The organism is Flavobacterium sp. (assembly GCF_052437795.1).
In the GTDB taxonomy this organism is placed as follows: domain Bacteria; phylum Bacteroidota; class Bacteroidia; order Flavobacteriales; family Flavobacteriaceae; genus Flavobacterium.
Genome location: NZ_JBQVPA010000001.1, coordinates 834,497 through 852,278 on the forward strand (window position 1 = coordinate 834,497; position 17,782 = coordinate 852,278).

Consider the following 17,782-nt stretch of genomic DNA (forward strand, 5'->3'; position numbering starts at 1 on the left):
TTTGGTAAATATATAAAATCCATTAACGCGGCTTTGGATGTTAAATTATTATCTTAGCCATGATAAATACCCAAATATGAAAAAAAGCCTGTTACTGCTGCTGCTTGCCGGCGCGATGTTCTCCTGCAAAAAAGAGGAAGCGAAGAAAGACTACAAGCCATCGTTCACTGCTGTCGAAGCAGATACACTTGTTAGCGAAGAAATTAGCATCCGCGCGATAACCATTGATGGCGATAAGGCTTGGTATGCAGGCAGTATGGGCAAATATGGATGGGTATCGCTGAGCGGAGGTAAAAACTTTAGCGGTGTCATTGCAAAAGACACGATCTTCCCTGAGTTCAGGGCTATTGCGCAGACTAAAAATGATATTTTTATATTGAATGCAGGTACGCCTGCCATGCTGTACAAAATTTCTAAAGATGGCAAGAACAGTAAGGAAGTGTACAGTGAAACCGGCGAGAAGGTGTTTTATGACAGTATGCAGTTCTATAATGATAAGGAGGGCATTGCTATGGGTGACCCTACAGAGGATTGCCTGTCGGTCATTATCACTTCCGACGGCGGGAACGCATGGAAGAAAATGCCGTGTACGGGCCTCCCCAAAGTTGCCGAAGGCGAAGCAGCCTTCGCGGCAAGCAATACCAATCTGATAGTAAAGGGTAATAGCACCTGGATCGTATCGGGTGGGAAGAAGTCGCGTGTTTTTTATTCGGCAGACAAAGGCAAAAGCTGGAAAGTATATGATACTCCGATCGTTCAGGGCGGTGCGGCCGACGGGATATATTCAGCTGATCTATATGATGAGAATATTGGCTTTGCGGTAGGGGGTAACTATGAAAAAGCAGAGTCGAATAAAAGCAATAAGATCCTGACTACAGACGGCGGTAAAACATGGGATAAAGCAGCCGATGGGCAGGCTTTCGGGTATGCTTCGTGCGTGCAGTTCGTTCCCGGCAGCAACGGCAATGAGCTGATGACAGCCGGGCCGTCAGGTATATGGTATTCGTTTGATCGTGGTACTACTTGGAAAAAAATACTTGACGAAAATATATACCACACCATACGGTTTGCCGATAACAAGACAGTTATCCTTGCCGGACAGAAAAAAGTCGTGCGTTTGAAATTGAAATAGTTAGCGGCTCCAACAAAAAGGAGCCGAAGCTCCTTTCGATCAATCAACCAACCGATCATCAATTATTAGATCAACCTTTCTTATCCTTATACTTGTCAAGCAGCTTTTTATTGAAGTCGCGCTCTGCCTTTTTTAACATCAACATCCTTGCGGGGCCAATGATGGCCTTCAGGTCGGCAACCATTTTCTTACGGAGGTTAAACAATTCTTCTTCAGCATCCTCCATTTGGTTGAGGTAGGACAGCGCATCCTTATCGGATAATTTATCTATACCCGCCTGATCTATCTTCTTCATCAGCTTGCGCATCTTGTTATGGCGCAGGTCGTATTCCTTTTCTTCGAAGGCATTGTATACAGGCCAGAACTTTTCTGCCTCCTCTGCAGTAAGCTTGAGTTCATTTGTTATAAAAGGCACTTTTAGTGTTTTTACCTGTTCCCATTTTTCTTTTTTATCCTTGCCTCCCTGGGCAAAAAGGCTTGCCGAGAACAGTAACAGCAACGGTAGTATCAGCTTTATTTTCATCTTCATGGCTATTCGTTTAAGTCTTCAATTGTTTTATCGTATAGGTATTCTTCGATCGCTTCATCACTCACAGCGATGGACTGCTCCATCTCGGCAAGGTCATCCGTATCCAGGTTCTGCATCAGGTCGTAAGAGTTGATGTTGGCCTGATACACGAGGTAATGCTCAATGGCGGCATCATCGGGCTGTGCTGCTGCAGTACCGGTATTGGTCATCAGGAAAATACCTGCTCCCACTAATATAGCAACCGAAGCCGCTGCCGAAAGCCATACCGGCCTCCTCTTGTAAAGCGGGATCACTTTCGGCTCCTCACGTTCCTGAAGCTGCTCCATCAGCCTGTCGGCAAAATGGTCAAAATACGCATCGGGGGCTTTAAATCCCGTGGTTATCTTAGGCTCATTATCTAATCTGAAGTCGCTCATAATTATAAGACTATTTTTTTTTCAAAAGGTTTAATGGGGATTGATATGATCTTCGATCTTTTTCACAGCGTGGTGGTAAGAAGCTTTCAATGCGCCTACCGATGTGCCCAGTATTTTGGATATCTCATCATATTTCAGGTCTTCAAAATATTTCATCTTAAAGACAAGCTGCTGCTTTTCGGGAAGCGTCGCTACTGCCTGTTGGAGCTTTAGCTGCAGTGCATCGCCTTCAAAATGATCATCAGCCTGAAGGTTGTTAAGGACCTTCTGCTGCAATTCCTCATTGCTAATGCTACTCTTTTTTGCTTTGGAACTAATGAAGGTTATGGACTCATTAGTCGCAATTCGGAATATCCACGAGAACAGTTTGCTTTCCCCTTTAAAGCCCTGCAGGTTTCGGAACACTTTTATGAACGTGTTTTGCAATACGTCATCGGTATCGTCATGGTCAATTACAATGTTGCGGATGTGGTTGTACAACGGCCTGCTGTATTGGGATACAAGCTGCCGGAACGCCACGTTCTGCGTTTTTGGGTCGAGCAATTCCGCGATAAATGCCTTTTCGTCCTGCAAGTGGAAATTTTTTGGTATTGGACTAAAGTTACGGGAAATGGTTTAATCCGTAATTACAAAAATTCCGATACCGTCGCCATAAAATAACAATATCTTAAGTCGGGCAGTTTTATTCTTACGGTATCATGCCGTACTTTTGCGCTTTAGTAACAGCCATGATAAAAACCGTAATATTCGACATGGACGGCGTTATCGTTGATACCGAGCCCGTTCATTATTTTGCCTACAACCAGCATTTCAAACACCTGAACATTGAGGTCTCTGACGAAATGTATGGATCATTTACAGGAAATTCTACCAAAAATGTGTATCAAAAGCTAAAGGAGACCTTCCAACTGCTCTATGATGTAGATGGCCTCGTAGACCAAAAGAGAGAACTGTTCAATAACGCGTTCGACCAAAAAGAAGACCTTGACCTGCTGCCGGGCGTAAAGGACCTTATTATTGATCTGCACAGCAACGGGATGCAATTGGTGCTGGCTTCTTCATCGGCTAAAGTGACCATCGACAGGGTGTTCAGTCGTTTTGGGCTGTACCCGTACTTTTCACACATTGTGAGCGGTGAGGATTTCCCCAAGTCAAAACCGCATCCTGCTATCTTCTTGAAAGCCGCCGAACTCTCAGGCACGCCAATTGAAGAATGTATTATTATAGAAGACAGTACCAATGGCATTAAGGCCGCCAAAGCCGCCGGCATCTATTGCATTGGCTACAAGAGCGAGAACGCCATATTGCAGGAACTGGCCGAGGCAGATATGATCATCGCCCATTTTAATGAGCTGGATCTTAAAAGGATCAAAGATCTGAAATAGTTTTCAGGAATGTAATACTGTCAGTTCAGGCAGTCGGGAACCTAACGTCCAGGGATCTCGACTGAGCTCGATGGGACATAATATCAAAATATGAAGAAAACCGTAATATTCGACATGGATGGGGTAGTGGTCAATACCGAGCCGATAGGCTATGGCGCTAACCAAAAGCTGTATAAGGCACTTGGAATTACTGTACCGGATGAGGTGTACAGTACCTTCATAGGGAATTCTGATAAGAATATCATCCAGAAGCTCAAAAGTCTATACACGATAGATATGACCCATGAAGAACTGCTTGAAGAAAAATACAAGTATTACTTTGAAGCCTTTGATAATGCGGCCGACCTTGACCTGCTTCCTGGTGTGAAAGACCTTATCATCGACCTGCACCGTAACGGAATGAAGCTCCTGCTGGCGTCATCTGCATCCAAAAGAAAGATCGAAGCAGTATTTACACGCTTCGGCCTGCACTCTTATTTTGATGCTAAAATAAGCGGGGAGGATTTTGAGTTTTCCAAACCCCATCCCGACATATTCCTCGAAGCCGTACAACAGTCGGGTTTTGCAAAAGAGGAATGTGTTATCATTGAGGACAGCACCAACGGCATTAAAGCCGCCAAAGCCGCCGGGGTATATTGCATCGGTTACAAGAGTGAGCACTCCATGGGGCAGGATACCTCACTGGCTGATTTGGTGATCACCGATTTTAAGCAACTGGACTATAAAAAACTACGAAATTTATAGCGAACAGTCCTGTATTTCTGGTTTAGGATTTTCCATGAAGTGTGGCAACCCTGAACCCGAAACTTATTGAGTAAGGCTTTTTATCGTCCTTATGATCTCTTCCTTTGGCATTACGCCCGACTGCCGCCACAGCATTTTTCCGTTTTGGAAAAGCATCAGTGTAGGTACGCCCTTTACCTGAAAACGGGGATCGCTCATCAGTGACTGGTTCTTATCCACATCTACCTTAATGATCTTTATCTCATCGCCCAGTGTGTCTTTTACATCTTTAAGTATGGCCGCAAGCATTTGGCAAGGCCCGCACCATGTGGCGAAAAAGTCTACCAATACCGTCTCTTTGCTGTTGATGATCGTATTGAAGCTATCCATGATCTTATAATTTAATGTATAAAATTACTAAACCCTTTGCAGGGCATAAAGGCTTTTACACAAAATTATGATAACCTGTGGCATGCTCATAATTGTTAGTTAAATCTGACAAGAAGTAATGTGGGCCAAATGTTAAAATGATTACTTTTAATAAAAAAGAGATCATGACCATGAGAAAAGCACATTTGATAATTGCCCTACTGTTCGGGTTCACGCTTACCACAGTTTCCTGTAAAAAAGATAAGGATAAAACCGAAGCCGATGCCAATACTGAGGTACACGACCACGATGGTGCCGACATTCCCATTGATGCTGCCGCATTCGATCCGTATTTCAAAAAATTTCCGCAATACAAGGAATTTGAAAAGGACATCCGTGAACTATACCAAAAGCATGATCATTACATTTGGCACGAAAAGCGCGGGCTTATCGAGTTTGCCGAGGTACTTTACAACCGCGTGAACCAGCTGGATGATGAGGGCTTGCCAATGAAGATACCTTATAAAAAGAACCTCGACGAAGTTTTCGAAGATGCCGGAAGGGGAGAGAAGCCCAACATGGAATCGGAATTGCTGATAAGCTCCATGTATATGTATTATGCCAAAAAAGTAATTAATGGCCTTGATGCGAGCAAAAGCCGTGAAACGGGATGGTTCCTGCCACGCGAAAAGATGGACTATGTAGGTTATCTTGATACGCTGATGAAGGAGCCACAAAAGATAAAAGGCGACAAGTCGGAGCTTTTTGCAATGTACTTCAACCTGAAAAAAGGGCTGGCAAAATACCGCGAGATCGAGAAGAAAGGCGGCTGGGGCGAAATTGTGCTTGATAAGGGTGTAAAGTCATTGAAGGAAGGCGATTCGGCAAAGGCTATAGTACAGATACGCAAACGACTGGCTTTGGAAGGCTACCTGAAAAACGATTCGAAAAGTGCTATGTACGACAGCGACCTTGCAACAGGATTAAAATTATATGAAGAGAAGCACAATCGTGATTTTGATGGCAAGATAGGTCCGGAAATGGTTAAGGAACTTAATGTATCTGTTAAGGACCTGATCAGGATGATCACTGTGAACATGGAGCGTTGCCGATGGGTGTCGCCTGCCATAAACAAACAGCAGGAATACATTGTGGTAAATATTCCGTCATATCGCATGCGTTATGTTAAGGATGGCAAGCCTTCGCTTATTTCCAGGGTCGTGGTAGGAAAGGAACTTAACAAGACAGTGGTGTTCAGCGGTCAGATGAGCTACCTGGTTTTTAGCCCATATTGGAACGTGCCACCAAGCATCCTTGAAAAAGAGATCATGCCGGGCATTGCCAAAGATGCTAATTATCTTTCTAAACATAATATGGAATGGAACGGCAAAAGCGTAAGGCAGAAGCCTGGAGGGCAGAACTCATTAGGCAAAGTAAAATTCATGTTCCCTAACTCGAATAACATTTACCTGCACGATACGCCGGCTAAGAGCCTTTTCAATGCAGATGACAGGGCATTCAGCCACGGTTGTGTAAGGGTGGAAAAAGCACGTGAGCTGGCCCTTGCCATTACCAAAGACCAGTCCAACTGGAGCGCAAGCAAAGTAGATGCGGCAATGAACGGTACTAAGGAGACCTATTTTAACCTTAAGCGCAAGATACCGGTATACATTACCTACTTTACCGCCCTCGCCGACGAGAATGGCAACATCGCCTTCTTCGACGATATCTATGAGCGTGACGGCAGGCTGTCGCAGTTCCTGTACGCGGCGAAGTAGTTCACCGTTCCAGGAAGGTAAATAATTTAGCCACGGATCACACTATTTAACCATGTCATTTAATGGTAAATAGTGTGATACGTGGCTAGTAGTTTATGGCTATTTAATGGTAACATTGCCTTTTAGCCTGACATCTTCCGAGGAAGCACCTACGATCACCTCAAAAGTGCCGGGATCATAGCCCCAGGATCTCTTGTCGGCCTTGTAATAAGAAAAGGCATCGGCATCAAGCTTTACGGTCACTGTTTTCGACTCACCTTTTTTAAGGGATACCTTATCGAAGCCTTTCAGTTCTTTTACCGGTCGCTGAACCGGGCTTTTGGGCTGGCGTACATATACCTGGCTCACTTCGGCACCATCACGGCTGCCGGTATTCTTAATTTTATAGGTTATGGTCACATCGGTGCCTTTGGCGGAAACCTTAAGGTCGGAGTACTCAAATTTGGTATACGATAGCCCATAGCCGAACGCGAACTGCGGCTTAGTGCGGCTGTGGTCGTAAAAGCGGTAGCCTACGTTCAGGCCTTCGCCATAGGTCACTGCCTTATTGTTATCAGGGTCATAATAGCTGTCGTACGTTGGGTTCTCTTCCCAGCGTTTTTCAAAACTGGCAGGCAGCTTGCCACTTGGGTTCACAGTACCAAAAAGTATCTCGGCAATGGCTGTACCACCTTCCTGCCCGGGATACCATGCGTTCAGCAGCCCCTTGGTTTGCGGCAGCCAGTTGCGCATATCGGTATTACCGCCGGCATATAGCACCACAACTGTATTTGGGTTGGCAAAAGTAACAGCTTTTATGAGCGCTTCCTGGTAGGAAGGGAGTTCGAAAGTCCGGTCAAAACCTTCTCCCTCGCTCGACATGTCATAGCCGGCGCTCAGTACCACCACATCAGATGCTTTTGCGGCTGTTACGGCTGCGCTAAAGTCGATCACCTCATGATATACGGCAAAAGAGATCACCGCCCCGCCGGCATTCTCATAGAACTCCAGGCGTACGTTATATTCCTTGCCTGCCTCGAGGTATAATTCGGTCATCTTTAACGTAGCGGCATGGTCATTCCACATGTCTATGACCAGCTTGTCGTCCACATAAAGGCGGAAGCCATCGTCGCCGCGCACCCCCAATTTATAGGTCGCTGTTCTTTCAGGCCGAACCACACCGGTAAAGCGTATCGAAAAGTTATCTTCAGGCATTCCCAAAACCTCCGGCGCACCGGGCCAGTTGTGGTTCATACTGCTGTCGGTCACAGTGGCAACAGGCTTTCCCTCAAGGTTTTTGTTCCTGAAATATTCTGCTTTCAGCCCGTGTGTTTTCGCGCCCTTACTGGTATAGAATGGTGAGGATGCGATATAGTCCTCCATTTGGGGAATGCTGTTGTCTACAAAGTTCACTATTGCATTGGGTGCGGCGGCTTTAATACCATCTAAAAGAGTGGTGTAGTGAAAAGGTTCGGTATATGAGCTTCCGCCGCCCGCAATGTATTTGTTGGAATTTGGCCCAACCACTGCAATGGTCTTAATATTTTTCGATAATGGCAGGATATTGCCTTCATTTTTTAAAAGTACGATGCCTCCGCGTGCCAGGTCGAGTGCTACATTTTCACTTTCAGGATTGGGTTTCAAAGTATCAGCCATGGTATAGGGTGTATCATAAAACCCAAAACGGAAGATAATGCGCAATATCCTCCTCACCTTATCATTGATAACCTCTTCGCTTAGCATACCATTTTTAATGGCAGGCAACAGGTTTTCACGGTTCATGAATTCGCCTTTTGGCATCTCGAGGTCAAGGCCTCCTTTGGCTGCAGCCACACCATCATACGTTGCTACCCAGTCAGACATCAGGATGCCGTCAAACTTCCAGTCGCCTTTCAGGATATCGTTATTAAGATGGCTGTTTTGAGTGGCGTGCTCACCATTCACAAGGTTGTAGCTGTTCATTACGGCAGCCACTTTCCCCTTTTGTACTGCTGCTTTGAACGCAGGCAGGTAGAGCTCCTGCAACGTGCGCTCATCCATGTCGGAACTCACATTATTGCGGTCCCATTCCTGGTTATTAGCGGCATAATGCTTTACGGTGGCAACTACTTTTTTGCTCTGTACGCCTTTTATGTAGGCTACTGCCATTTCGCCGGCAAGGTAGGGGTCCTCGCCCAGGTATTCAAAATTGCGCCCGTTCATTGGGGCACGGTAAATATTTACACCCGGTGCCAGCAGAATATGAACGCCGCGCTCCCGGGCATCATTGCCCAGAGCCTCGCCCAGCCTGTAGCCCAGGTTCCTGTCCCAGGTCGCAGCGCTTAGTATCGATGCCGGGTAAGCTGTGGTCTTCCCATAGTTGCGGGTACCCACCGGGCCATCGGTCATTTTTATTTTTGGCAGTCCGAGGCGCTCTATCCCACGGATGTAAAAGCCTTCATAGCCGCCGATGTAGTCGATCTTCTCTTCGAGGGTCATTTGCGAAAGCAGGTCCTCGACACGGCTTTCAGTGTTAGCTTTAGGGTCTTTGTAAACCTGGGCATTCGCCGAAAGGCAAAGCGCGAATGCCGCAATGATAAAATGGTCGCGCATGATACAGATGTTTGTTCGTGGAGTAAAAATAGGATTTTTTACTTCACAAGCCATAGCATGCCTTATCCCTTGAAGGAAATTTGTTTACCTGGACCTGAACATCTCTGCGATCAGCTCATAGGAGCGTTCCCTGTCTTCATAGTCATCGGCCCAGGTCGCGATCATTATCTCATCTACATTGTAGTCGTCGGCAAGTTTGCTGAGTTTTTTATGTACAAGATCCGGCGTGCCTGCAATAAAGCGGTTACGGTTATAGGCAATGCGCGAACGCTGTTGCATATTGTACTCAATGGCTTTGATCTCTTCCAAAGAAGGTAAGTCGCCTGTTGCGCCCATCTCAATATGCAGCATTCGGTAGTCGAATTCCGTTATCCAGTCCTCTATCTTTTGTTCGTCCTCACTGCAAAAGGCAAAGATGCCTACATTAACTTTTGGTTCGGCCAATTCAGCCGATGGCTTAAAGCTGTCGCGGTAAATGGCGGCAACTTCAGGCCCGCCGAAAGGGTTGATGAAGTGGGCAAATGACAGCGCCATGCCAAAGTGTGCCGCGAACTGCGCGCTTCCGCCGCTGGAGGTAAGTATCCAATATTCGGGTAATACTTCGGGAACAGGATAAGCTTTTACCCTGCCTTCCGATGCTTCGGTGCCTTCGCCACTAAGGTAGGTGCGAACGTCCTTCAGCTGTTGGAAAAATTCCTTTTCGCTAAACGTGTTTGACGGGTTGAGGAGGTGTGCCGAAAGCCTGTCCCCGCCCGGCGCACGCCCAATGCCGAAGTCGATGCGCCCGGGGAAAAGTGTGGAGAGCAGCCCGAAGTTCTCGCTCATTTTCAGTGCGCTGTGGTTGGGGAGCATTATGCCGCCGGATCCCACACGGATACGTTCGGACCTTGATGCGAGGTAGGGGATGAGTACCTCCGGTGCAGTGCCCGCGACCAGCTTAAAGTTGTGGTGCTCGCTTACCCAATAGCGCTCAAAGCCCAGTTTATCGGCCAGTTGCACTAATTTTCCCGAATCCTGTAATGCCTGAGCGGGAGTACTGTTGCGGCTTACCTGTGACTGGTCGAGCACGCTTATTTTTATATTTTTCATGTTGGATGCAAAACTGTATTTTACAAAGTTACAGATATGTTTTCGATTTTACCGCTATACTTTTGGTAACCGGAAGGACTTCAATATTATTTTAAAACAGGAATATAAAATTAAACGTACGCGTGAGTGATGGAAGCGGCATCCCCGTAGCCTGCGGAGGGATATAGCGCACAGCACGACGTCGTAGGACCGGAGCCGGCACGCCCAAACAAAATAATTACAGTTTGATGTAATTTCATACATTTGGGTATGAGAATATTTATTGTACTATTTGCATTCCTGCTGCTTTCCTGCAGCGAAAAGCCTATAGCCAAAAAAACGGTGGTGGGCATTATTCCCTACAAAGGGATCAGCAGTGAGAAAGTGGCCATGCTGCGAAACTCAATACAGGAATATTATGGCATAAGTACAAAGCTGCTCCCTGAAATGGCTTTGCCAAGGCAGGCCTTCATTAATATCAAATCGCCGCGCTACCGTGCCGACAGCCTTATCGCCATACAGCAAAGCAATATGCCTGAAGGTGTGGACTATATTTTGGGGCTGACAGAAATTGATATTTCGGTAACTAAAAAGGATGACGATGGCAAGGTTAAAGAACCGGAGTGGAAGTATAATGACTTCGGTATCATGGGGCTGGCTTACTGTCCGGGGAAAAGCTGTGTCGTATCAGGCTTTCGCCTCAAGCATAAAGATAAGGAAGTGCATTTCGGTCGTTTCAAAAAAGTGGTGATCCATGAGCTGGGGCATAACTTTGGGCTACCGCACTGCCCAGATAAGAAATGCGTGATGACAGATGCGGTTGAAAAGATAAAAACGATTGACGATGCGCGTCCTGAACTTTGCAATAAATGTAAAAGCAAAATAGGTATAGTTTTGGGAATAAATGTCACAATTGCAGATACTGAAAAATCAAATAAAAAAAATGCCCCCGCGATCGCAGGGGCATCCAATCAACAAAACCAATGTTATTTTCCTACAACCAGCTTATGTGTTTCGGTTGCTTTATCAGAAACGATGCGCATTACATAGGCTCCTGTGGCAAGATCTGTAATGCCTATTTCAAGGTTCAGGCTATCGGCTTTTATTTCTTTAACCCTTTTTCCGGTCGCAATTTCATAGATTGAGATACTTGCACCAACACCATGCTTTTCGGCAAGCAGGAGGCTGAAGTTTCCGTTCACTGAAGGATTTGGATATACAAGGCTGTTAGAAGCCGAAGCAAACTCCTCATTGCTCAACGAGCAGGCTTCCTGTGCTTCATATGCACCTATGTCACGTCTTCCATTAAATACGGCCATATCATTCTGGTCGTTAAAGTCATCATCAGGGTTACCCATGTCGGCAGCCGCGCTTGGGCAGCTAAGCCTATGGGTTTGTGTATCACCGCCATTATCGGCAAGTTCCAGCAGTCCGGCATCAATCGGGTTGGCAAACGTCCCTACCCAGTCATTTTCCGTATTGTCAAAATCACCGGCATCATCCATTCCTATAAGGTTGTACCCTTCAGAACTGATAAGTCCGTTATCGCTGAAAAGGTCACGTCCTGAAAGTAGCGCAAGGTTTCCTGCGGCAATGGTATTTTGAAGGGACGCTCCTGTTTCCGAATTATTATAGATCCCGCCTCCGCTAATGGTTGCAGCGTTTAGCGTGATCGTATTGGCATTGATCATAAGCCCGGCATTGTTGTAAATTCCGCCACCGCTGCCTACAGATGTATTGCCTGAGATGGTTGAAAGCATTATATTGGCTGTACCGGCATTAATGTGGATACCCCCTCCACGGCCAAACAGCCCCGTGGAAGAATTACCTGAGAGGGTTGAGGAATTTACATTCAACGTTCCCCCATTATTAAAGATCCCACCGCCGCCATCGTCGGTAGCTGCTCCCTGTGCGATATTTCCATCTACGGTAACCCTGTTAAGTGTCATGGTACTGCCGGTCTGGTTCCAAAGTCCGCCGCCTTCGCGTGCGGCTAAGTTTTCGCTAATTTCACCGCCATTAAATACAACAGTAGCTACACCGCTAATGTGCAATCCGCCGCCATTGCCGGGATTTGCGTTGGTGCCGCTTGTCTCATTAAAATTCAGCTCGGAGTCGTTTACCGTAAGCACACCAGCTATGATCTCGATACCGCCACCCGCACGGTTGGCATTATTCTCGTTCACTTCAGAATTTACTATAGTTATATTCCCATCCGCGCTAAAGATACCCCCGCCGCTTCCGCTGGTACCGGTCGCTGTATTTTCTATAATTTCACAATCGGTGATCACGATAGTACCGCTAATATTAAAGATCCCGCCGCCGCCATCCGTGGCTGCGTTTCCAAGAGCTGTATTGCCTTCAATGTCGACATCATTAAGCATCATTGTGCCGCTTCCATTCCAAAGCCCGCCACCCTGTAACGATGCGGTATTGTCGCTTACTGTACCACCTGTGATCGTTGCGCTTCCCGCACCAGTAATATGTAGTCCGCCACCGTTGCCCGGAGGTCCGGTCACCCCATTGCCAATAAGGTCCACATTGGTCAGGATGATCGTGCTCGTGCCCGAATTGTCTTCTATACCTCCACCCGCACGTACTGCTGTATTGGCTGTGATCTGGGTATCGATCACGGTTAGCATTGAGCCTACATCGTTCAGTATCCCGCCGCCGCTTCCGGCAGTTCCATTGGCAGTATTGCCGGTTATCTGTGCATTCGCTATGTTAAGTGTACCTCCATTAAGGTTGTAAATTCCGCCACCGCCCTGGTCGCTGCCATCACCACTTGCCGTATTGTTGCTTATTACAGCACCATCTATGGTCATTGTTCCTGTACCATTCCACAGTCCACCGCCTTCTGCTCCCGCATCATTGTTAGTTACGATACCTCCGGTTATTGAAACTGTACCGGCGCCCGTCACGTGAAGCCCGCCGCCATTGCCGGGAGAAGTGTTCGTAGTATTGTTGTTAATGGTCACATCGGACAGCGTCACCGATCCGGTCGCACCCGAATTATCTTCAATACCTCCACCTGCACGGTTAGAGGTATTTCCTGTTATTTGAGCACCGTTAATTATAAGTGTACCCCCTACATCATTGAGGATGCCGCCGCCGCTTCCTGCAGTACCATTTGCAGTATTACTGTTAATTTGAGTACCGGCATTAATTGTGAGTGTGCCGCTAAGATTGTAAATACCGCCACCACCATTATCTGCTAATGCACCGCTTGCGGTATTGCCCGAGATCCCGGTGTCCTGGATCGTCATAGAACCGCTACCGTTCCATAACCCGCCTCCTTCAGCCGCCGCTGTATTGTTCATCACGCTACAGTCGGTTATCGTAGTATTTCCGTTGCCCGTAATGTGCAAGCCTCCGCCATTGCCGGGATTGCTGCCTGTAGTATTATCTTCAAGAGTTACACCATTGAGCGCTATAGTACTGCCGCCACTGCCTTCAATGCCGCCACCAGCACGGTTTGCCATGTTTTCAGAAAATCCAGAGCCATTAACTGTAAGTGTTGCCCCGGTTGCCGCATGGATAGCTCCACCGCTACCCGAAGTCCCCGTAGCTTCATTATCCGAAAAAACCGAGGCATTTATAGAAAGCTGCGCATTTTCGACAAAAATCGCTCCACCTCCCTGTGCTGCTGTACTGCCGGCCGCCTCATTGCCTGAAAAAGCAGCATTGTTTACCAGTACTGTGCCTCCCGAGATGTGCATAGCGCCGCCGTTGTCTGCATGGTATCCATTAGATAGCTTAATGTTGTTAAGTGTGACATTGCCCGATGTAATGGTAAAGATGCGGCTATTACTTCCACCACTAAGCATGGTGTCATCATTACCATTACCATTGATGGTAATGTTCTTATTGATCGTAATTGCGCCCGTTAGCGTAATGTTGCTGCCATCAAGTGATGCATCAAAGAGGATCGTTCCGCCAGCATCAATGTCAGCCACTGCCTGCCTTAGGGTTCCCGCACCGGTGTCGGCGCCATTGGTAACAGTAATGGTCTGCGAAAACGAGCTGATACCCGTGAGCAGAAAAACGACCGCAACCATTTTTTGTAGAAAAGTAGTTTTTTTCATAAAATTGATAATTAGTTTGTTATACTTATTACCGAAGTTACGAGGTAGATAATATAATAGATCTAAATACAAAGCGTTAATTAAAATATAATGAAATCTTCCAATCCTTCTCTAAGCTTTGCTATTATTGCGATAATCAGATAAAACAACTAATTTTACTTAACAAATAATTATCAATTGGTTAAACGGTATTTTAATGCTTTTCTAATTTTAGACAGGTTATTTTTGTGCATAACAAACAGAGAACAATGAATATACAGTTGAAGCACGGAGCAGATAGATTGCTTTTCGGAATGAAGGAAAGTGACGTGAAAGCACTTTATGGCGAACCTGACAGGAAATACAAGGACGAGGATAAAAATGTCATTTACCTGTATAACGATAAAAAGGTGCGATTGACTTTTTATCAGGATGAGGAATTCAGGCTCGGATATATAATTACCGCAAATAATGCCTGTAAAGTGTTTGATGAAAAAGTGATAGGGGAGGAATGGTCCGCAATTATGCCGAAGCTGGAGGCGAAAGGTATTAGGGCATTTGAAAAGGAAAATTTCGATTCGGTAGATAATTACTTCAACGAAGCTAACTGGGTGATCTTCCAGGTAGAATTTGGTGAGGTGATACGTATTGAATTGGGTGCGACGATCAATGCCAGGGATGAATTTGACTGGAAATTTTGATATAACCCAAAACACTGATTTGACAGGTATACACCATCTTTTTTGATATGTGCCTGACCCAAATAAAAAAAGGACATCCCGTAAATTCAGGATGTCCTTTTTTATGTTTTTGATGAATTTAATTACTGCGCCGGAAGCATCTCTACCTCAAAGATAAGGTTGGCATTTGGCCCGATGCCCGCACGTGGTGCGCCCATTTCGCCGTAGCCAAGGTGGCCTGGGATAAACAGAAGCATTTTGTCGCCGGGAACCATAAGGTCAAGTCCTTCAAGGAAGCCCGGTATCATGCCGCTTTTCGCACCCGTGCTAAAAGGGAACGGAACGTAAGCGCCGGCTGCGTCTTTCTGCGGGATGTACTTATCGAATTTTTTAGCGATCACCGGATCGCTCGAATCGAACAGCCCACCATCTTCAAGGTATCCTGAATAAGCGATGAGTACCTGTGTACCTTCTGCAGGTTTAGCGTTGCCGCTTTTTTTGATGATCTTGTAAACAAGCCCCGAAGCTGTTTTTGTGCCTGTTGCTTTCTCTTTGGCCAATAATGCGGCCTGGTCAGCTTTTACTTTATTAAGCGCTTCGGCTTTTTTCTTTATGTCGCTGGCTGCCTTCTCGTAGTATTCCTTGAATACTTTTGGAGCGTCGAATTTCTTTGCCGCAGCGCCTATGCGAAGTATTTTCACTGTTTGCATTGCATCGCCCTGTACGATGGCGTTAACCACGTCCATACCCTGTACAACGTGCCCAAAAACCGTATGAAGGCCATCAAGGTGCGGTGTAGCATTATGGGTTATGAAGAACTGGCTTCCGTTAGTACCTTTTCCTGCGTTGGCCATAGACAGGATACCGCCCTTGTCATGCTTAAGCTCGGGTACGATCTCGTCGGCGAATTTATAGCCCGGACCGCCTGAGCCATCACCTTTAGGGTCGCCGCCCTGGATCATGAACGGATTGATAACGCGGTGCCATTTCAGGCCGTTGTAAAAAGGCTTGCCTTTCAGTTCGGCAGATACCATGTCGTTCTTTCCTTCCGCAAGGCTTACAAAGTTGGCCACGGTAAGCGGCGTTTTCTGGTATTCAAGCTGTACTACGATAACACCTTTATTCGTTGTTATTTCAGCATAAAGCCCGTCACCCAGTGGTTCGGCAGGTGCCTTACCGGTGTTGTTGCACGAAAAGAAGATTGCAACTAAGCTTAAAAAAAGACTTGTCATTGGTTTCATTATTAATTAATTCTGCTTTGCTTGTGGATCTGGTTTAATGTCATTAAGTGTTACGGTACATACGAGAGGCTCGTTGGTACCGATCTTTTTATTGTCGCCATGATAGCCGTAGGCAACATGAGAAGGGAACAGGAACGTTACCTTTTCGCCTTTGTTCATCAGCTTGATGCCATAGCGAAGCCCCATCATAATGTTCTCTTTGTCTACATAATATTCCTGCGGGCGCATTTCGGTCTCACTGTAGATCAGGTTGCCGCCTATATCCTTAACATCATAGTCAAAATAGGCAATGTCGCCGCGCTTTGGCGTAATGGTATCGGCAGTGACCTCTGTCTCATAATGGTACCAGAAACCCTTATCGGACGTAAGGTACTTTACAGACGGGTTACTTTTTATGATCGAGTCGATCTGCGATTCTTCGCTGGCGACCAGTTTTTTGTTGCGCTCAATAGACTCCTTCATGAACGTGCCCGAGCTGCGATTTATCGGTTCCCGGGCCTGCTGGTTGGAACATGCCGCGATCAGGATGCCCAAAAGGAGTGAGGCTGCTATCTTTTTCATGGTATCAGTCAATTTTCGTGGTTGCTAAAGTAGCAATAAATTTCTTTATCGTGGCTTCCAGCGACTCAGTACTTTTTCCACCGGCGGCGTTTATGTGCCCACCCCCGCTAAAATGCTCACGAGCGTATTTGTTCACATCAAAACTGCCTTTGGAACGGAAGGATATTTTTATAATGCCCTCGTCCTTGTTCTCGCTGAAAAATGCCGTGAACACAATGTCCTTCATGCTAAGGCCGTAATTCACAATGCCCTCCGTATCGCCCTTGCTGTGGTTAAAGCTGTTAAGCTCTTCCTGGGAAAGGAAAGTATAGGAAGCCTTGTATGCCGGGAGCACCTGCATGTTCTGTAAGGCTTTGGCTAATATTTGTATGCGGTTGTGCGAGTGGTTGTCGAACAGCAGGCTGTGTATGGCGCTGTTGTCTATGCCAAGGTCGATGAAGTCGGCAACAACACGGTGCGTTGTGCCGGTGGTAAGCGGGTAGCGGAAGGAACCGGAATCGGTCACGATGCCGGTATACAGGCAGGTAGCCACGGTTTTATCGAGGTATTCCTTTTCTCCCAGCGCGCTGACGAAGTGGTACACCATTTCGCAGGTAGAACCATAATTGGTGTCCGAAAACATGAATTTGGCATAATCGGCAGGCTGCTGGTGGTGGTCGATCATGATGAATGGCACGGTAAGGCTTTTCAGCACGGCCTCCATTTGGTCGCCAAGGCGGCTCAGAGTATTGAAGTCAAGGGTGAAGACGAGCTCGGCTTCCTTCAGTATTCGTGTAGCCGTATCATTTTCGCGTTCAAATACCTTTACGGTATCGGCAGCGGGCAGCCACGACAGGAAGTCGGGAAATTCGTTAGGCGCTATCACAGTAACCTCATGGCCTTTTTGTTTCAGGAAATGGTACAGCCCCAGGTTGGAACCCATGGCATCGCCATCGGGGTTGCGGTGGGGGAGTATGGCGATTTTTTTTGGCGAAGCGAGCAATTGCTTTACCTGTGCTATATCTTCGGATGTCATCATGCTGCGAAGTTACATTTTTTTATGGGGAAGACCAAGAACTATACCAAAGGTGAAAATTCCAAATAACAAATTCCAAATCTTAAATGACAAATCCCAAATAACAAATTTCATATGGTAAAGTTACGGATCGCGGAAATTACCTGCTTCATAAAAACAGGTAATTTCTACCTGTGCCATAACCTGAATATTTGCTACCATTGCAATGAACAAATAATTTTATTAATAGTTCCCAACCTTTACAGTTAAA

Annotated in this window: 16 protein-coding genes; 6 read left to right on the forward strand and 10 right to left on the reverse strand. The window is 46.4% G+C overall.

Annotated elements, in window-relative coordinates; genetic code table 11:
• The first annotated feature begins 76 nt into the window (after window positions 1–76).
• On the forward strand, window positions 77–1,132 hold the full coding sequence (locus tag ACT6R0_RS04040) for an oxidoreductase (RefSeq protein WP_444651519.1): 1,056 nt from the start codon (window positions 77–79) through the stop codon (window positions 1,130–1,132).
• Between the two features lie 70 nt (window positions 1,133–1,202).
• Here ACT6R0_RS04040 and ACT6R0_RS04045 read toward each other — a convergent pair whose 3' ends face one another.
• From ACT6R0_RS04045 to ACT6R0_RS04055, 3 genes are read right to left on the reverse strand one after another with little or no spacing between them, the layout of a single operon-like run.
• On the reverse strand, window positions 1,203–1,661 hold the full coding sequence (locus tag ACT6R0_RS04045; RefSeq protein ID WP_444651521.1) for a sensor of ECF-type sigma factor: 459 nt from the start codon (window positions 1,659–1,661) through the stop codon (window positions 1,203–1,205).
• A gap of 2 nt (window positions 1,662–1,663) precedes the next feature.
• Window positions 1,664–2,077, reverse strand: coding sequence for a hypothetical protein (locus ACT6R0_RS04050; RefSeq protein WP_444651523.1), 414 nt, complete (start codon window positions 2,075–2,077; stop codon window positions 1,664–1,666).
• A 30-nt stretch (window positions 2,078–2,107) separates the two neighbouring features.
• Window positions 2,108–2,650 carry an RNA polymerase sigma factor gene (locus ACT6R0_RS04055; protein WP_444651525.1) on the reverse strand — a complete coding sequence of 181 codons (543 nt, stop codon included), beginning with the start codon at window positions 2,648–2,650 and terminating at the stop codon, window positions 2,108–2,110.
• Window positions 2,651–2,805: 155 nt separating this feature from the next.
• Between ACT6R0_RS04055 and ACT6R0_RS04060 the strand changes: the two genes are divergently transcribed.
• A complete protein-coding gene (locus tag ACT6R0_RS04060; protein ID WP_444651527.1) occupies window positions 2,806–3,462 on the forward strand; it encodes an HAD family hydrolase in 657 nt (218 codons plus the stop codon).
• A 90-nt stretch (window positions 3,463–3,552) separates the two neighbouring features.
• Window positions 3,553–4,206, forward strand: coding sequence for an HAD family hydrolase (locus ACT6R0_RS04065; RefSeq protein WP_444651529.1), 654 nt, complete (start codon window positions 3,553–3,555; stop codon window positions 4,204–4,206).
• 63 nt (window positions 4,207–4,269) lie between these two features.
• On the opposite strand, the gene trxA is transcribed toward ACT6R0_RS04065, so the two are convergent.
• Window positions 4,270–4,575 carry a thioredoxin gene (gene trxA / locus ACT6R0_RS04070; protein WP_444651531.1) on the reverse strand — a complete coding sequence of 102 codons (306 nt, stop codon included), beginning with the start codon at window positions 4,573–4,575 and terminating at the stop codon, window positions 4,270–4,272.
• A gap of 164 nt (window positions 4,576–4,739) precedes the next feature.
• On the opposite strand from trxA, the gene ACT6R0_RS04075 reads away from it, so the two are divergent.
• Window positions 4,740–6,332 (forward strand): L,D-transpeptidase family protein, encoded by a 1,593-nt coding sequence (locus ACT6R0_RS04075; protein ID WP_444651533.1) that lies wholly within the window; start codon window positions 4,740–4,742, stop codon window positions 6,330–6,332.
• Window positions 6,333–6,431: 99 nt separating this feature from the next.
• Here the strand turns inward: ACT6R0_RS04075 and ACT6R0_RS04080 are convergent, their stop codons facing one another.
• Window positions 6,432–8,903, reverse strand: a complete 2,472-nt coding sequence (locus tag ACT6R0_RS04080; RefSeq protein WP_444651535.1) for a glycoside hydrolase family 3 C-terminal domain-containing protein — start codon at window positions 8,901–8,903, stop codon at window positions 6,432–6,434.
• 84 nt (window positions 8,904–8,987) lie between these two features.
• Window positions 8,988–9,992, reverse strand: coding sequence for an LLM class flavin-dependent oxidoreductase (locus tag ACT6R0_RS04085; RefSeq protein ID WP_444651537.1), 1,005 nt, complete (start codon window positions 9,990–9,992; stop codon window positions 8,988–8,990).
• A 249-nt stretch (window positions 9,993–10,241) separates the two neighbouring features.
• On the opposite strand from ACT6R0_RS04085, the gene ACT6R0_RS04090 reads away from it, so the two are divergent.
• Entirely contained in the window at window positions 10,242–11,021 is a 780-nt protein-coding gene (locus ACT6R0_RS04090) for a zinc-dependent metalloprotease family protein (RefSeq protein WP_444651538.1), read from the forward strand.
• On the opposite strand, the gene ACT6R0_RS04095 is transcribed toward ACT6R0_RS04090, so the two are convergent.
• Entirely contained in the window at window positions 10,958–14,056 is a 3,099-nt protein-coding gene (locus ACT6R0_RS04095) for a choice-of-anchor Q domain-containing protein (RefSeq protein WP_444651540.1), read from the reverse strand. The genes ACT6R0_RS04090 and ACT6R0_RS04095 overlap by 64 nt on opposite strands.
• A gap of 248 nt (window positions 14,057–14,304) precedes the next feature.
• Between ACT6R0_RS04095 and ACT6R0_RS04100 the strand changes: the two genes are divergently transcribed.
• Window positions 14,305–14,736, forward strand: coding sequence for a hypothetical protein (locus tag ACT6R0_RS04100; protein WP_444651542.1), 432 nt, complete (start codon window positions 14,305–14,307; stop codon window positions 14,734–14,736).
• A gap of 122 nt (window positions 14,737–14,858) precedes the next feature.
• On the opposite strand, the gene ACT6R0_RS04105 is transcribed toward ACT6R0_RS04100, so the two are convergent.
• The 3 genes from ACT6R0_RS04105 to ACT6R0_RS04115 are packed head-to-tail and all read right to left on the reverse strand — an operon-like array spanning window position 14,859 to window position 17,535.
• Window positions 14,859–15,947 (reverse strand): peptidylprolyl isomerase, encoded by a 1,089-nt coding sequence (locus ACT6R0_RS04105; RefSeq protein WP_444651544.1) that lies wholly within the window; start codon window positions 15,945–15,947, stop codon window positions 14,859–14,861.
• Between the two features lie 15 nt (window positions 15,948–15,962).
• Complete coding sequence (gldI, locus tag ACT6R0_RS04110; RefSeq protein ID WP_444651545.1) at window positions 15,963–16,517, reverse strand: gliding motility-associated peptidyl-prolyl isomerase GldI; 555 nt, start codon at window positions 16,515–16,517, stop codon at window positions 15,963–15,965.
• Window positions 16,518–16,521: 4 nt separating this feature from the next.
• On the reverse strand, window positions 16,522–17,535 hold the full coding sequence (locus tag ACT6R0_RS04115) for a DHH family phosphoesterase (protein ID WP_444651547.1): 1,014 nt from the start codon (window positions 17,533–17,535) through the stop codon (window positions 16,522–16,524).
• Between the last annotated feature and the right edge of the window lie 247 nt (window positions 17,536–17,782).

Excerpts from the sequence above, each read along its gene's own strand:
- ACT6R0_RS04095 (WP_444651540.1), bottom strand. The coding sequence starts at position 14,056 with ATGAAAAAAACTACTTTTCTACAAAAAATGGTTGCGGTCGTTTTTCTG.
- ACT6R0_RS04040 (WP_444651519.1), top strand. The coding sequence starts at position 77 with ATGAAAAAAAGCCTGTTACTGCTGCTGCTTGCCGGCGCGATGTTCTCC.
- ACT6R0_RS04100 (WP_444651542.1), top strand. The coding sequence starts at position 14,305 with ATGAATATACAGTTGAAGCACGGAGCAGATAGATTGCTTTTCGGAATG.
- ACT6R0_RS04085 (WP_444651537.1), bottom strand. The coding sequence starts at position 9,992 with ATGAAAAATATAAAAATAAGCGTGCTCGACCAGTCACAGGTAAGCCGC.
- ACT6R0_RS04105 (WP_444651544.1), bottom strand. The coding sequence starts at position 15,947 with ATGACAAGTCTTTTTTTAAGCTTAGTTGCAATCTTCTTTTCGTGCAAC.
- ACT6R0_RS04045 (WP_444651521.1), bottom strand. The coding sequence starts at position 1,661 with ATGAAGATGAAAATAAAGCTGATACTACCGTTGCTGTTACTGTTCTCG.
- trxA (WP_444651531.1), bottom strand. The coding sequence starts at position 4,575 with ATGGATAGCTTCAATACGATCATCAACAGCAAAGAGACGGTATTGGTA.
- ACT6R0_RS04060 (WP_444651527.1), top strand. The coding sequence starts at position 2,806 with ATGATAAAAACCGTAATATTCGACATGGACGGCGTTATCGTTGATACC.
- ACT6R0_RS04115 (WP_444651547.1), bottom strand. The coding sequence starts at position 17,535 with ATGATGACATCCGAAGATATAGCACAGGTAAAGCAATTGCTCGCTTCG.
- ACT6R0_RS04080 (WP_444651535.1), bottom strand. The coding sequence starts at position 8,903 with ATGCGCGACCATTTTATCATTGCGGCATTCGCGCTTTGCCTTTCGGCG.
- ACT6R0_RS04090 (WP_444651538.1), top strand. The coding sequence starts at position 10,242 with ATGAGAATATTTATTGTACTATTTGCATTCCTGCTGCTTTCCTGCAGC.
- ACT6R0_RS04065 (WP_444651529.1), top strand. The coding sequence starts at position 3,553 with ATGAAGAAAACCGTAATATTCGACATGGATGGGGTAGTGGTCAATACC.
- ACT6R0_RS04075 (WP_444651533.1), top strand. The coding sequence starts at position 4,740 with ATGACCATGAGAAAAGCACATTTGATAATTGCCCTACTGTTCGGGTTC.
- gldI (WP_444651545.1), bottom strand. The coding sequence starts at position 16,517 with ATGAAAAAGATAGCAGCCTCACTCCTTTTGGGCATCCTGATCGCGGCA.
- ACT6R0_RS04050 (WP_444651523.1), bottom strand. The coding sequence starts at position 2,077 with ATGAGCGACTTCAGATTAGATAATGAGCCTAAGATAACCACGGGATTT.